Below are 13566 nucleotides of genomic sequence, written 5' to 3' on the forward strand. Positions count from 1 at the left end.
CCACAGGTCACCGGCGGGGCGTCACGTCAGCGAAGGATGCGACGAACCACCCGATTGGGCGTCATGTCGGGATGCGTCAGATGCGCACGCCGAACTGGAAGGTGCCCATGTAGCTCATCGACTCGTAGCGGACCGAGGCGCCCGGCTTGGGGGCGTGCAGGATCTGCCCGTTGCCCGCGTACAGACCCACGTGGGACAGGCTGTTGAAGAAGACCAGGTCGCCCGGCTTGAGCTGGCTGCGGCCGATCTTCACGCCGTCGTTCTGCTGGGTGTAGGTGGTGCGGGTGAGCGTCACGCCGGCCTGGCGGTAGGCCCACTGCGTCAGACCGGAGCAGTCGTACGAGTTGGGGCCCTCGGCGCCGGAGACGTACGGCTTGCCGATCTGGGTGGCGGCGGCGCTGAGGGCGGCGGCACCACGCTGCGAGGCCGGGACCTCGTTGCCGAGGTCGACGCGGTCGCCGGCGGCACGGCTGGCGCGCTGCTCCTCTTCCTGCATCTTGGCGCGCTCGGCGGCGGTCAGGGTGTTGAGGAGCTTCTGCGCCTCGGCCAGCTTGCCCTGGAAGGTCTTCTTCTTCTCGCCGAGGGTCTTGCGGACGTCCTCGAGGTCGGCGAGCTTCGTCGTCGCCTCGGCGCGCTGCTGGGCGAGGGTGCGCTGCTTGGCCTGGATCGACTGGAGCACGTCGGCCTGCTTGGCGCCGAGCTGGTCGATCGCGGACGCCTTGTCGAGGTAGGTGTCCGGGTCGGAGGAGAGGAAGAGCTGGAGGGCCGGGTCGATGCCACCGGAGCGGTACTGCGCGCTGGCGACCGAACCGATGCTGTCCCGCAGGGTGTTGAGCTCCTGCTGACCGCGGGCCACCTTGTCCTGGACGGCCCCGATCTCCTTCTGCAGCTTGCCCCGGCGCTCCTCGGCCAGGTTGTACTGCTCCGTGGCCTCCTCGGCCTCGTGGTGCAGCTTGTCGACCTTCGACTTCACGTCGTCGATCTTCGGCTTCGGAGCCGCCTGGGCGCCGGTCTGGGCGGAGAGCGCGACAGCTGCTGCGGCGGTCGCGGTGAGCACGGTCACGCGGGTGCGGCTCGGCTGCTTGGGACGACGGTGGGACGCCACGAAGGCGATCTCCTTCTTCCTCGAGCCGCCCAACCAGGCTGCGGCAGGCGGTTCCTCCGCTGCCATCCCGGATGGATGATCAACCGCGCGAAGGTTCGAGGCCTGACCCTAGTGACCAAGTTGTGATCAGTTCAAATCCTCATGGGCAAAATCTCGCTCACGCAGCACTTTATTTACACAGACCACACGGGCAGTAGCGGCCACTTGACCGTGCGCCCTCCAGAATTCGGGCATTACGCCCAGGAGTTACGAGGCGTCACGAGGTGCGCGAAAGCCGCTTCAGCAACAAGGCGGACGTGACCGGCCGCGCACCGGCCTTCGCCACACCGTCGGCGACCTCGCGGTCGGTGGAGACCACGACGACCGGCCGGCCCGGCGGCTCGGCGCGCACCAGCTGCCGGATCAACTCGTCGGCGGTGACACCCGGCTTGGAGAACAGCACCCGCACCCCGCGCGGCGGGGCGAGCAGGACCGGGGCCGCGAGCTCCGCCCCGTCGAAGACACAGGTGATCTCGGCGCCCGAGCGGGCCGCGAGCGCGGAGAGCCCGCCGAGCAGCCGCAGCCGCTGCTTCTCCAACGGCATCGTCGGGTAGCCGGTCTTGGTGACGTTGTAGCCGTCCACGACCAGATGCGCCTGCGGCAGGGCGAGGAGCTGGTCCAGGAGCGCCGGGTCGGTCTCGGAGAGAGCCCGGGCCGCGATGTCCTTCGGCGACATCCGGCCGGGCTCCACCGCGTCGACGGTGTCGGCGGGGTGGATCGAGACGGGCGGCAGGGCCAGTTCGCGGCGCAGTCCCTGCGCAGCGTCGAGCACGGTGTCGAGCAACAGGCGCAGCCGCATGTCCTCCACGGAGCGCCCCTCGCGGGCGGCCCGTCGGCTGGCCTCCAGGGCCGCCTCGACCTCGCCGAGCCGGGCCTTGAGCCGCCGGGTCTCGCTCTCGGCGGACGAGACCTGCGCGGCCGCCTCCGCGCGGAAGGTGTCGATCTCGGCCTGGACGCGCCGGAGCGCGGCCTCACCGCGCTTCACATCGCTCTGGGCGCTGCGCAGCTTGCGATGAAGCGATTCGGCTTCCTTGCGGGCCGCCTCCAGATCGGTGCGCAGCTGCTCGGTCTCCGCGCGGCCGCGCTCCTTGGCGGTGGCGACCTCCTCGCGCAGCCGCTCCAGCTCACGCCGGCCCGCCTCGTCGGCCCGCTCGGCGTCCGCGCGCTGGGCCTCCTCGCCGGCGGCGGCGACCAGCTTGACCCAGCCCGTGGGGCGCAGCACATAGGCAGCCGCGGCGACGTCGACGGGGTCGGCGGCGGCGGGCGGGGCGCCGGACTCGACGGCCCCGGCCAACTCGGGCTCGGCCTCCTTGAACCGCTCGCCGATCCGCTGCCGGAAGAGCGGGTCGCCCTCCAGGGCGGCGGCCATGGCGTTGCCCGCGAACTTGGCGCGCCGGCTCGCGGTGAACCGTGCGTACTGCCGAAGGGGTGCCGGAAGCTCCGCGACGGTCAGCCCGCCGAAGGCGTCCGAGACCAGCGCGACGACCCTCCGCCGCACGCCGTCGGGCAGCGGGCGGTCGAGCGTCTCGGCAGCGTCACCTGCCGCGCCGGCCGGCTCACCACCGTGCGCGGGCTGCTCCACGATCCGTCACCCCATCGTCATACGCACCGCTCCGTCAGGAGGCGGTGCCGGGCCTGTCCACGAGTTCGATCTGGTCCACCGCGTTGCACCAGCGGCAGCGGACCGACTCGATGGTCTCACTGACCACCTCGCGCTCCTCGACCTTCGGTTCGCCCGCGAGGTCCAGATGGACGTACTCGACGACCTTGGAGGAGCGGGTCACGTCGAACCGGGTCAGATTGCCGCAGAGCGTGCAGCGCCAGCGGGTCTCGGCGGTCGGCAGGGGAACCGTCGTCATCGTGCCGTCCTCTTTCATGATGCGAGTGCGGGTGCCGCGGTGCGCCGTCGAACTGCGGAAGTACTGCCCGTCACCCTACGGCCTCGCAGGTACCCCGTGTCGCGGCGAGGCACTCTGTCCAGTTGAGCACCGTTACGCAATGATCTGTCCATGATCGACCGGCGGCAGACCGACTGGCGGAAGGCGGCCCTCGGCGTCTGGCGGGGCGCCCGGACCGGACCTGCGGTGACGTACGGCCTCATCGCGGTCTGCTGCTTCACCTTCCTGATCAGCCCGGTCTCCGGCCTCGATCCGGGAAACGGGACCGGGGACGCGGCCCTCGCGGCGCAGAGCGCGTACTTCCACCGCTGGGGAGTCGTGCCGGCCGAGCTGATGAGCAGCGAGCCGGGCACCCTGCTCACCCCGCTCACCGCTCTCTTCGTCCACGGCAGCTGGCTGCACCTGCTCGGGAACATGCTCTTCCTCTACGTCTTCGGCGCGATGGCCGAGGAGCGGATGGGCGCGGTCCCGTTCCTTCTCTTCTACCTCGGCTGTGGCTATCTGGCCCTGCTCGGCTACGCGGCCGCGTACGCGAGCAGCGAGCAGACGCTGGTGGGTGCGTCGGGGGCGATCTCGGGGGTCCTCGGCGCGTTCCTCCACCTCTTCCCGCGCTCCCGGGTGACCAGTCTCTTCCCGTTCCTCTTCTTCCTGCCGCTGCGCTTCCCCGCCTGGATCGTCCTGGTCTTCTGGTTCGTGCTGCAGTGGCTGGCGGCGCGGACGGCCGGGTCCGGGCCCGGGGTTGCCTATCTGGCCCACGTGCTGGGCTTCGCCTTCGGCTTCCTCTACGCCTGGGGGCGGTACAGGGGAAGGGTGCAGCGCGCGTAGCGCCTCGTCGGCAGGGTGGTGGCGGGAGGCGGGCGGGCTAGAGTGAAGGTCCAAGCCGCGGCGACCGAGGGAGTAAGCCAGCCGTGATCACCGCGATCGTGCTCATCAAGACCAGTGTGGACCGCATCCCGGAGATCGCGGAGTCGATCGCCTCGCTCGACAGCGTCAGCGAGGTCTTCTCGGTGACCGGCACCTACGATCTGATCGCCATGGTCCGCGTGCCCCGGCACGACGACCTGGCGGACGTGATCCCCGGCCGGATCAGCAAGATCCCCGGCGTCGAGGCGACGGACACGCACGTCGCGTTCCGTACGTACTCCCAGCACGACCTGGAAGCGGCCTTCGCCATCGGCCTGGAGTCCTGACCCGGAGGACACCGCGGCGGGGATGACGGAATCCTCACCGCAGCCTCGTCCCGGCGGCCTCTCACGCGCGCCGGCCCGTGACGACGACCGGTTTTCGACCGGGCCGCCGGGGCCGCATCCTTGCACCCGTACGAGTGACACGCGACGGCCGCCGAACCGACCCGGCGGCCCTGTCCAGGGCCGGGACGACATCGCCGCGCCGGCCGAGACCTTCGATGCGATGCCGCCGGCCCGCGACGGCCTCGTCATCCGCGGCGGGGCGGCTCAGCCGCGGTCCGGGACGCAACGGCCGTCCTCGGTGCGGTACTTCCACTGCGCTCCGTCCCGGACGAGCTCCTTCACGGCCCGTACGAAACGCTCCACGTGCTCGTCGGGCGTACCGGCGCCGAAGCTGACGCGGATGGCGTTGAGCGACTTCTCGCCGGGGGCGGCCTCGGGGGCCCCGCACTCGCCCTGGGTCTGCGGGTCGCTGCCGAGCAGGGTGCGCACCAGCGGGTGGGCGCAGAAGAGACCGTCGCGGACACCGATGCCGTACTCGGCGGAGAGCGCGGCGGCGAAGTGGGAGCTGTTCCAGCCCGCGACGACGAAGGAGATGACACCGACGCGCGGGGCGTCGTCGCCGAAGAGCGAGAGCACCTTCACCTCGGGCACCTCGGCCAGCCCCTCGCGAACGGTGTCGATGAGGTGCTGCTCGCGGGCGACGAGGGTGTCGAACCCGGCCTCGGTGAGCGCCTTGCAGGCCGAGGCGATGGAGTAGACCCCGATGACGTTCGGCGAACCGGCCTCGTGGCGGGAGGCGTTGGTGTGCCACTCGACGTCCACTCCGCCGTCGGCGCGCCGTGCGACCTTCTTGGACGCGCCGCCGCCGGCGAGGTACGGCTCGGCGTCCTGGAGCCAGTCGGCGCGACCGGCGAGCACCCCGGAGCCGAAGGGTGCGTACAGCTTGTGGCCGGAGAAGGCGACCCAGTCCACGTCCAACTCCCGTACGGAAACGGGGTGGTGGGGGGCGAGCTGGGCGGCGTCGAGGACGATCCGGGCGCCGTGGGCGTGTGCGGCGGCGGCGAGCTCCTTCACCGGCCACAGCTCGCCGGTGACGTTGGAGGCGCCGGTGACGCAGACGAGGGCGGGGCCGTAAGGGTCGCGGTCGGCGAGGGCGCGCTCCAGGGTCTCGACGGCCTGGGCGGGCGTGCGCGGGGCGTTGAGGTAGGTGACTTGCGCGTCCTGCCACGGCAGGAGCGAGGCGTGGTGCTCGGTCTCGAAGACGAAGACCTCGCAACCGGCGGGGAGGGTCCGGGCCAGGAGGTTGAGCGAGTCGGTGGTGGAGCGGGTGAAGACGACCTGGTCGCCGGGGCGGCAGTCGAGGAACTCGGCGACGGTGACGCGGCTGTTCTCGAAAAGGTCGGTGGAGAGCTGCGAGAGGTACCCGGCGCCGCGGTGGACGCTGCCGTAGTACGGGGCGTACGCGGCGACGTCGTCCCACACCCGCTGCAGGGCCGGCGCGCTGGCGGCGTAGTCGAGCGCGGCGTAGGTGACCTCGCCCCCGGTGACGAGCGGGACGGTGACGTCCCGCCCCAGGACCGGGAGCGGGGCGGCGCAGCAGGGGTCGCCGGCCTCGGAGTCGGTGGCGGTGGCAGAGGTGGCGGCGGCGTTCGGGTACGCGGACATGGCGGTATCTCCTGGCAGGAATGGCAGCGAAGGGCCCGCAGGGCAGCGCGAAGTGGGGTGCCGCGTACGGGTGTTGCCTCGACACACGGTGTTCGTGCGGAGGGTGGGAAAACGGGGCCGTCGGCCCTAGCGCATTCGCTTGCTCACGAGACTGCTCCCTTGAGGACCAGGACCCCAGGGTGTGCAGGGGTCCGCGCTTGCCGTAGACCTTGCTGCCTACGGCCTGGTCTTCACCCGGGGCACCCCGCCACGGACGGAGGGTTGCCGGACAGTCAGCCGGGGCTTAATGACTGTCACTCATGACCTGGTACAGAACGTATGCCACGTGATCGCCACCGCGCAACCCCGTTCCGGATTCCGGAACGGGGTCCACGCGGTGCTCCTACCTGTTGCTGGCCGCGATCCAGCGTTCCAGCGCCTGCCTCGCCGCGCCCGAGTCGATCGACTCGGCCGCCTCGGCGATCCCCTCGCGCAGCCGCTCCACCAGGGTTCCCCCGCCCGGCTCCAGCGCCGTCAGCGCGGCGGCCGAGTTCAGCAGGACCGCGTCCCGCACCGGTCCCGTCTCGCCCGCGAGCAGCCGGCGGGCGACATCGGCGTTGTACGAGGCGTCGGCGCCGCGCAGCGCCTCCACCGGTACGAGCTCGATGCCGACGTCCCGCGGGTCGAAGGCCTCCTCGCGCACCGCACCGTCCCGTACCACCCAGACGCGCGAGGTGGCCGTGGTCGTCAGCTCGTCCAGGCCGTCGTCGCCGCGGAAGACCAGCGCCGAGGAGCCGCGCTCGGCGAGCACCCCGGCCATGATCGGCGCCATCCGGGCGTCGGCCACACCGGTGGCCTGCGCCTTCACCCGGGCGGGGTTGGTGAGCGGACCGAGGAAGTTGAAGGTGGTCCGGATGCCGAGCTCCTTGCGGGCCGCGGCCACATGGCGCAGCGCCGGGTGGAACTTCACCGCGAAGCAGAAGGTGATCCCGGCTTCCTCCGCGACTTCGACGACCCGTTGCGGGGTCAGCTGGAGATTGACGCCGAGCTTCTCCAGGACATCGGAGGCTCCGCTCGCGCTGGACGCGGCGCGGTTGCCGTGCTTGACGACCTTCGCGCCGGTACCGGCCACGACGATCGCCGACATGGTCGAGATGTTGACGGTCTTCGCGCCGTCGCCGCCGGTGCCGACGATGTCCACGGACGGGCCGGGGACCTCGATCACATTGGCGTGCTCGTACATGGTCCGGACGAGGCCGGTGATCTCCTCGACGGTCTCGCCCTTGGCACGCAGGGCGACGGCGAAGCCGGCGATCTGGGCGTCGGTCGCCTCACCCCGCAGGATGCGGTCCATCGCCCAGGCGGTGTCCTCGGCGCTCTGGTCGCGGCCGGTCAGCAGTCCGTCCAGTACGGCGGGCCAGGAGCGGCCCGCCGACGTAGGTCCTCCAGCGGGGGTCGCAGCGCTCATGGCAGCTCCTGGTCATCACGTAACGGATACAGCACCCACCCTATCGACCCACGGGGACGGCAAAGAGCCCCGTCCATCGAATGGACGGGGCTCCCGCTGTGGCGACCTTCAGGTCAAGGGATCAGGTGATCAGTGGTGGCCGTGGCCGCTGGTGATCTCCTTGTACTCCTCGGCGGTCGGCTTGGCGATCTGGTGGTCGTCGCCGTAGTAGCCCTTGCTGAGCTTGACCCGGAGCTTCTCCATGCGACCGACCTTGCGCTCCACGCCGTTCTCGTCGACGAGGGGGCCGAGCTCGGCCGGCTTGTTCTGCTCGTGGGCCGTGAGCCTGTACAGCTCGCCCTGGCTGAGCGGCTGGTGCACCTCGACGAACTCACCGTGCGGCAGACGCTTGATGACGCCGGACTCGCGACCGTGCAGCACCTTGTCCTTGTCCCGGCGCTGGAGGCCGAGGCAGATCCGCTTGGTGACGATGAACGCGATGACCGGTCCGGCGAAGAAGAAGATCCGGACGAACCAGGTGATCGAGTTCAGCGACAGGTGGAAGTGGGTGGCCCAGAGGTCGTTTCCACCACCGATGAGCATGATCATGTACGCGGTGATCCAGGCGACACCGAAGCCGGTGCGCGTCGGAGCGTTGCGCGGGCGCTGCGCGATGTGGTGCTCGCGCTTGTCGCCGGTGATCCACGACTCGATGAACGGGTAGACCGCGATCGCCGCGAGGACCGCCGGGAAGATCGCCAGCGGGATCATCACGCCCAGGACGAGCGTGTGGCCCCAGAGGTTGATCTCCCAGCCCGGCATGACACGGATCAGACCCTCGGCGAAGCCCATGTACCAGTCGGGCTGGGCGCCGGTGGAGACCTGGTCGGGCCGGTACGGACCGAGCGCCCAGATCGGGTTGATCGAGGCGATCGCCGCGACGATCGCGATGACACCGAAGACCAGGAAGAAGAAGCCTCCGGCCTTGGCCATGTAGACCGGCAGCAGCGGCATGCCCACGACGTTCTTGTTCGTACGGCCGGGGCCCTCGAACTGCGTGTGCTTGTGGTAGAAGACCAGGATCAGGTGGGCGACCACCAGACCCAGCATGATTCCGGGCAGCAGCAGGACGTGGGCCGAGTAGAACCGGGCCACGAAGTCGCCGCCGGGGAACTCCCCGCCGAACAGGAACATCGACAGGTACGTGCCGATGACCGGCACGGACAGGATCGCGCCCTGCATGAAGCGGACACCGGTGCCGGAGAGCAGGTCGTCCGGGAGCGAGTAACCGGTGAAGCCGGTGAACATGCCCAGGAAGAACAGCAGGAAGCCGAACAGCCAGTTGATCTCACGCGGCTTGCGGAACGCGCCCGTGAAGAACACGCGCATCATGTGCACGAACATGCCGGCGAGGAAGATCAGCGCCGCCCAGTGGTGGATCTGCCGGATGAGCAGACCACCGCGCACATCGAAGGAGATGTGCATGGTCGAGTTGAACGCCTCGGACATCAGCTGTCCCTGCAGCGGGACGTAGCTGCCGTGGTACTCCACCTCGTTCATCGACGGGTGGAAGAACATCGTCAGGTAGACGCCCGTGAGGATGATGATGATGAAGCTGTAGAGGCAGATCTCACCGAGCATGAAGGACCAGTGGTCCGGGAAGATCTTCCGCATGTTGGCCTTGGCCAGGGAGTAGATCCCCAGGCGGCCGTCGGCCCAGTCGGCGACCCGCTCACCGGCGGGCGCCTTCTTCTTGGTGTCGGTCACAGTGCTCATCCGCGCTCCCAGAAGGACGGGCCGACGGGCTCGTCGAAGTCGCCGAGCGCCTCGAGGAAGCCCTTGTCGTTCACGCCGATCCGCAGCTGCGGGAGGGCGTGACCGGCCGGGCCGAAGATGACGCGGGCGCCGTCGGAGAGGTCGAAGGTGGACTGGTGGCACGGGCAGAGCACGTGGTGCGTCTGCTGCTCGTACAGGGAGATCGGGCAGCCGACGTGGGTGCAGATCTTCGAGAAGGCGACGATGCCCTCGTGACCCCACTCCAGTTCCTGCTTGTCCTTGATGTCCTCCGGCTGGATGCGGACGATCATCAGGGCGGCCTTGGCGATCTGGACCTGGAAGTCGTGGTCGTGCTCCGACAGACCCTCGGGCATCGCGAAGGTCAGCGAACCGACCGCGACGTCCTCGGGACGCAGCGGCTCGTGCGTGTTCATGTTGATGAGCTGCTTGCCCTTGGACCACAGGGTGGTCCGGAGCTTCTTCTCGGGCAGCGGGCCCATGTCACGCAGCAGCACGATGCCGGAGAGCGGGACGAGCGACAGCGCGCCGAACATGGTGTTGCGGATCAGCTTCCGACGGCCCATGCCGGACTCGGCGGCACCGGCCGCGAAGTCCGCCATGACCTTCGCCTTGGTCTCCGGGGAGGCCTGGATCGGGTGACGCTCGTCGGCGATCTCGACGTCGGACATCAGGGTGCGGGCCCAGTGGACCGCGCCCGCGCCGATGAAGAACAGCGCCAGGCCGAGCGTCCAACCCAGGGCGAAGTTGAGCGCGGACACCCGGCCGAACGGCCAGATGTACACGATCTTGTCGACCGGGAAGATCACGTACGAGGCGATGAAGCCGATCGTGGCCAGCATCGACAGCGTGAACATGAAGGCGACCGCACGCTCGGACCGCCTGGCGGCCCGCTCGTCGATGTCCTGGATGCGCGGCTTGTGAGGCGGAAGGCCCGGGTCGGCGAACGGGTCGTCGAGGACCTTCACCGCGCCGTGCGCGGTGTCCTGCTCAGCGGGCAGGTTCTCTTCTGGAATCTCTTGGCTACTCATGACTTCTTGGCCTTAGCGGTGTGGGCCGCGACCCAGACGGCAACTGCGATCAGCGCACCCAGGCCGAAGACCCATGCGAACAGACCCTCGCTGACCGGGCCGAGGCCGCCGAGCGAGAGCCCGCCGGGGCTGTCGGCCTTTTCGCCGTTGACGGCCTGGACGTACGCGATGATGTCTCGCTTCTCCTTCTCCGGCAGGGTGGTGTCCGGGAAGGAGGGCATGTTCTGCGGGCCGGTCTGCATGGCCTCGAACAGGTGCTTCGGGCTCACGCCTTCGAGGTTGGGGGCGTACTTGCCGTACGTCAGCGCGCCACCCTCACCCGTGAAGTTGTGGCACTGGGCGCAGTTGGTGCGGAACAGGTCGCCACCACGGGCGATGTCGGCGCCTTCGGGGCTGTACTGGCTCGCCTTCGGCGTGATCGGGCCGGCACCGAGGGAGGCGATGTACGCCGCGAGCTGATCGATCTCAGCCTGCGTGTAGATGACCTTCTTCTTCGGCACCTGGGCGCCCGGCTGCTGGGCCGGCATACGGCCCGTGCCGACCTGGAAGTCCACGGCGGCGGAGCCGACGCCTACCAGGGAGGGGCCGTCAGTGGTGCCCTGACCGCCGGTTCCGTGGCAGCTGGCGCAGCCGACGGAGTAGAGCTTCTTGCCCTCCTCGATGGCGAGGGACTGGGCGGTTTCAACGGCCTTCGCCGTGCCCGCGGGCGCGAACGCGGCGTACAGCCCCCCAGTGGCCGCCAGCGCGAGAAGTAGGACGACGACCGCCGCCAGCGGATGGCGTCGTCGTGCGGAGAGCTTTTTCACGGATTACCCCGGTGTCAGGATCTTCTGCGTCGATGCTTGCTGGATGTGCTCGGGTCCCGGGACCCGATTACTTGATCATGTAGATCGTGGCGAAGAGGCCGATCCAGACGACATCGACGAAGTGCCAGTAGTAGGACACGACGATGGCGGCGGTTGCCTGCTCGTGAGTGAACCTCTTGGCGGCGTACGTCCGGCCCAGGACCAGCAGGAAGGCGATGAGACCGCCCGTCACGTGCAGGCCGTGGAAGCCGGTGGTCAGGTAGAACACCGAGCCGTACGGGTTCGACGAGAGCGAGAGACCCTCGTGCTTGACCAGCTCGGTGTACTCGAAGACCTGGCCGCCGATGAAGATCGCACCCATCACGAACGTGATGATGAACCACGTCCGGAGCTTCTTCACATCGCCCCGCTCCGCGGCGAAGACGCCGAGCTGGCACGTGAGGGAGGAAAGCACCAGGATCGTGGTGTTGGTCGCCGAGAACGGGAAGTTCAAGGCCGAGGCCTGTTCCTCCCAGAACTCGGGACCGGTCACCGATCGCAGGGTGAAGTACATCGCGAAGAGGGCCGCGAAGAACATCAGCTCGGAACTCAACCAGATGATGGTTCCGACGCTGGTGAGGTTCGGTCGATTGACCGACGGGTGCGCGTGCCCGGTTTCTACTGTCGTTACTGTCGCCACGACCGACATTATGTCGGTCGCTTATCCCGCCCTCACTCCGGGGGGTGCCGTTCGGAGTGTCAGAGGCGTGTGTCCAGCCCGAACGGCCCATCGAAGGGGTCTCCCTGGCGGTGTCGAACCGGTGTTGACGGGGTGTGGGACGGAGTAGCATCCGCCGCATCGGTTGATGACCTTCACGGAGGAACGATGCAGTCGAGCGCCACGGTCCTGGTCTACAGCGACGACGCGAACACGCGGGAGCAGGTGCGCCTGGCTGCGGGGCGCAGGCCCGCGGCCGACGTTCCGCCGGTCGAGTTCTTCGAATGCGCGACACTCCCGGCCGTTCTGAAGCGCCTGGACGAGGGCGGGATCGACGTCTGCGTCCTGGACGGCGAGGCCGTGCCGGCGGGCGGGATGGGCGTGTGCCGGCAGATCAAGGACGAGGTCTTCCAGTGCCCGCCGGTACTGCTCCTCATCGGCCGCCCGCAGGACGCCTGGCTGGCCACCTGGAGCCGTGCGGACGCCGCTGTCACCCTTCCGGTGGAACCGGTCGAGTTCGCGGCGTCCTTGGCGGCCCTGCTGCGTTCACGGCTGTCCATCGACGCCTGAGGGCTAGATCGACGGCTGCAGACGGGTCGGGTCGGGCTGGTGGGCGGCGCTCTTGGTGTCGGCCACCAGGGCGCTGCCCTGACGCCACTTGTCCCAGGCCAGGTTCCAGTCGCCGAAACCGTTCCCGAACGGGTCCATCGTGTCGCCGATGCTGTTGACGGTCTGCACGATGTCGCCGGGACGGACGGTCTCGAAGAACCAGGCCGCGTTGCCTGTCGACATGCCGACACAGCCGTGGCTGACGTTCGCGAATCCCTGTGAGCCTACGGACCAGGGCGCGGCGTGGACGTATTCACCACTCCAGGTGACCCGGGTCGCGTAGTAGACGGGCAGGTCGTACGACTCCGAGCTGCCCTCCGCGATGCCGACGCTGGTCCCCCGCATCCGGACGAAATACTCCTTGCCGAGGACGACTTTGATGCCGTTGCGGGTGGAGAAGCCCGGTTTGCCGGTGGTCACCGGGATGGTCTTGATCACTTCTCCGTTGCGCCGCACGGTCATGGAGAACGAGCCCGCGTCCGCGACGGCCTCGATCCGGTCGCCGATGGTCAGCTTCAGCGGCTTCGACTCACCGCCGTAGAGCTTGTCGCCGACCTTGACGCCGGCGAGGTTGCCGGTGACCGAGACCGACGCGCCCGCGGGCCAGTACTCCTTCGGGCGGAAGTGCAGCTTCCTGTCGTCCACCCAGTACCAGGAGCCCTCGACGGCGGGTGTGGAGCGGACCTTCAGGGCCCGTTCGACGACCTTCCTGGCCGCCTTGTCCTTGACGGGGAGGCTGAGGTCGGCCGTGATGGGCTGTCCGACGCCGTACGTGCCCGCCTCAGGGCCGAACGTCGCGGTCAGGCCCCGCTTGGCCGGGGCGGTCTCGAACGTGAACGTACGGGTGCCGGGGGCGCCGTCCTCGTCCTCCGTGGACACCTTGACGGTGTAGCGGGTGCCTGCCGTCAGCGAGCCCGTGGAGCGCCAGCTCTGGCCGTCCGCGGTCAGCTCGCCCGCCAGGTGGTGGCCGCTCTCGTCGATGGCCGCCACGTCGGTGATGCGGCCGTCGTCGCCCTTGGCCGTGATCTCCAGCGCCTTGTCCGGGTCGGCCTTCTTGCCGTCGGCGGGGGCGTTGAAGGAGACCTGCTCCGCGGCGTCGTAGGGCTTCGCCGAGAGGGGGTGGCCGTCGGTGCCCGCGCAGGCACCGGCGCCGGCGGTGACCAAGAGGGCCAAAAGAGTGCAGCTCAGAACAGTCCGAATGCGCGGCGTGTCGTTCATGACATCACCGTAAGAACATTCCTCGCACCCAGCGCGCCGAGTGCTGCAAACGAGGGGCCCGGACACTTCGGGTGACGAAGTGTCCGGG

At 69.2% G+C, this 13566-nt stretch carries 12 protein-coding genes, 1 pseudogene and 1 riboswitch; of the genes and pseudogenes, 3 read left to right on the forward strand and 10 right to left on the reverse strand.

Translation table 11 applies throughout. The annotated features are described in order from the left end of the window. Positions 1–76: 76 nt before the first annotated feature. The 3 genes from ACFQ7Q_RS35375 to ACFQ7Q_RS35385 form a co-directional block, all read right to left on the reverse strand. Positions 77–1105 (reverse strand): NlpC/P60 family protein, encoded by a 1029-nt coding sequence (locus ACFQ7Q_RS35375; RefSeq protein ID WP_383562498.1) that lies wholly within the window; start codon positions 1103–1105, stop codon positions 77–79. 256 nt (positions 1106–1361) lie between these two features. After that, the gene (locus tag ACFQ7Q_RS35380) at positions 1362–2726 is read right to left on the reverse strand and encodes an NYN domain-containing protein (RefSeq protein ID WP_383562500.1); all 1365 of its coding nucleotides are present in this window, start codon (positions 2724–2726) and stop codon (positions 1362–1364) included. A 34-nt stretch (positions 2727–2760) separates the two neighbouring features. Further along, positions 2761–3003, reverse strand: coding sequence for a hypothetical protein (locus ACFQ7Q_RS35385; protein WP_260228851.1), 243 nt, complete (start codon positions 3001–3003; stop codon positions 2761–2763). 150 nt (positions 3004–3153) lie between these two features. On the opposite strand from ACFQ7Q_RS35385, the pseudogene ACFQ7Q_RS35390 reads away from it, so the two are divergent. Together ACFQ7Q_RS35390 and ACFQ7Q_RS35395 are read left to right on the forward strand one after the other, a co-directional pair. Further along, positions 3154–3954 (forward strand): annotated as a pseudogene (locus tag ACFQ7Q_RS35390) (rhomboid family intramembrane serine protease). Continuing rightward, positions 3951–4232, forward strand: a complete 282-nt coding sequence (locus ACFQ7Q_RS35395; protein WP_362013392.1) for an Lrp/AsnC ligand binding domain-containing protein — start codon at positions 3951–3953, stop codon at positions 4230–4232. Before ACFQ7Q_RS35390 ends, ACFQ7Q_RS35395 begins: the two are co-directional and overlap by 4 nt. 264 nt (positions 4233–4496) lie before the next feature. On the opposite strand, the gene ACFQ7Q_RS35400 is transcribed toward ACFQ7Q_RS35395, so the two are convergent. The 6 genes from ACFQ7Q_RS35400 to ACFQ7Q_RS35425 all read right to left on the reverse strand — a co-directional run bounded on the left by ACFQ7Q_RS35400 (position 4497) and on the right by ACFQ7Q_RS35425 (position 11642). After that, a complete protein-coding gene (locus tag ACFQ7Q_RS35400; protein WP_383562502.1) occupies positions 4497–5897 on the reverse strand; it encodes an aminotransferase class V-fold PLP-dependent enzyme in 1401 nt (466 codons plus the stop codon). Between the two features lie 188 nt (positions 5898–6085). After that, positions 6086–6202: riboswitch (SAM riboswitch) on the reverse strand. A 77-nt stretch (positions 6203–6279) separates the two neighbouring features. Continuing rightward, on the reverse strand, positions 6280–7344 hold the full coding sequence (trpD, locus tag ACFQ7Q_RS35405; protein ID WP_383562504.1) for an anthranilate phosphoribosyltransferase: 1065 nt from the start codon (positions 7342–7344) through the stop codon (positions 6280–6282). Positions 7345–7473: 129 nt separating this feature from the next. Continuing rightward, the gene (locus tag ACFQ7Q_RS35410; protein WP_383562506.1) at positions 7474–9099 is read right to left on the reverse strand and encodes a cytochrome bc complex cytochrome b subunit; all 1626 of its coding nucleotides are present in this window, start codon (positions 9097–9099) and stop codon (positions 7474–7476) included. Beyond that, a complete protein-coding gene (locus tag ACFQ7Q_RS35415) occupies positions 9096–10148 on the reverse strand; it encodes a Rieske 2Fe-2S domain-containing protein (RefSeq protein ID WP_383562508.1) in 1053 nt (350 codons plus the stop codon). Before ACFQ7Q_RS35415 ends, ACFQ7Q_RS35410 begins: the two co-directional genes overlap by 4 nt. Further along, a complete protein-coding gene (locus ACFQ7Q_RS35420) occupies positions 10145–10954 on the reverse strand; it encodes a c-type cytochrome (protein ID WP_383562510.1) in 810 nt (269 codons plus the stop codon). Before ACFQ7Q_RS35420 ends, ACFQ7Q_RS35415 begins: the two co-directional genes overlap by 4 nt. Before the next feature lie 67 nt (positions 10955–11021). Then, positions 11022–11642 (reverse strand): heme-copper oxidase subunit III, encoded by a 621-nt coding sequence (locus tag ACFQ7Q_RS35425; RefSeq protein ID WP_329121452.1) that lies wholly within the window; start codon positions 11640–11642, stop codon positions 11022–11024. A gap of 177 nt (positions 11643–11819) precedes the next feature. Between ACFQ7Q_RS35425 and ACFQ7Q_RS35430 the strand changes: the two genes are divergently transcribed. Then, complete coding sequence (locus tag ACFQ7Q_RS35430) at positions 11820–12221, forward strand: hypothetical protein (protein WP_362363701.1); 402 nt, start codon at positions 11820–11822, stop codon at positions 12219–12221. A gap of 3 nt (positions 12222–12224) precedes the next feature. Here the strand turns inward: ACFQ7Q_RS35430 and ACFQ7Q_RS35435 are convergent, their stop codons facing one another. Beyond that, positions 12225–13478, reverse strand: a complete 1254-nt coding sequence (locus ACFQ7Q_RS35435; RefSeq protein WP_383562512.1) for an Ig-like domain-containing protein — start codon at positions 13476–13478, stop codon at positions 12225–12227. Between the last annotated feature and the right edge of the window lie 88 nt (positions 13479–13566).

It is taken from the genome of Streptomyces sp. NPDC056527, from assembly GCF_042794475.1.
In the GTDB taxonomy this organism is placed as follows: domain Bacteria; phylum Actinomycetota; class Actinomycetes; order Streptomycetales; family Streptomycetaceae; genus Streptomyces.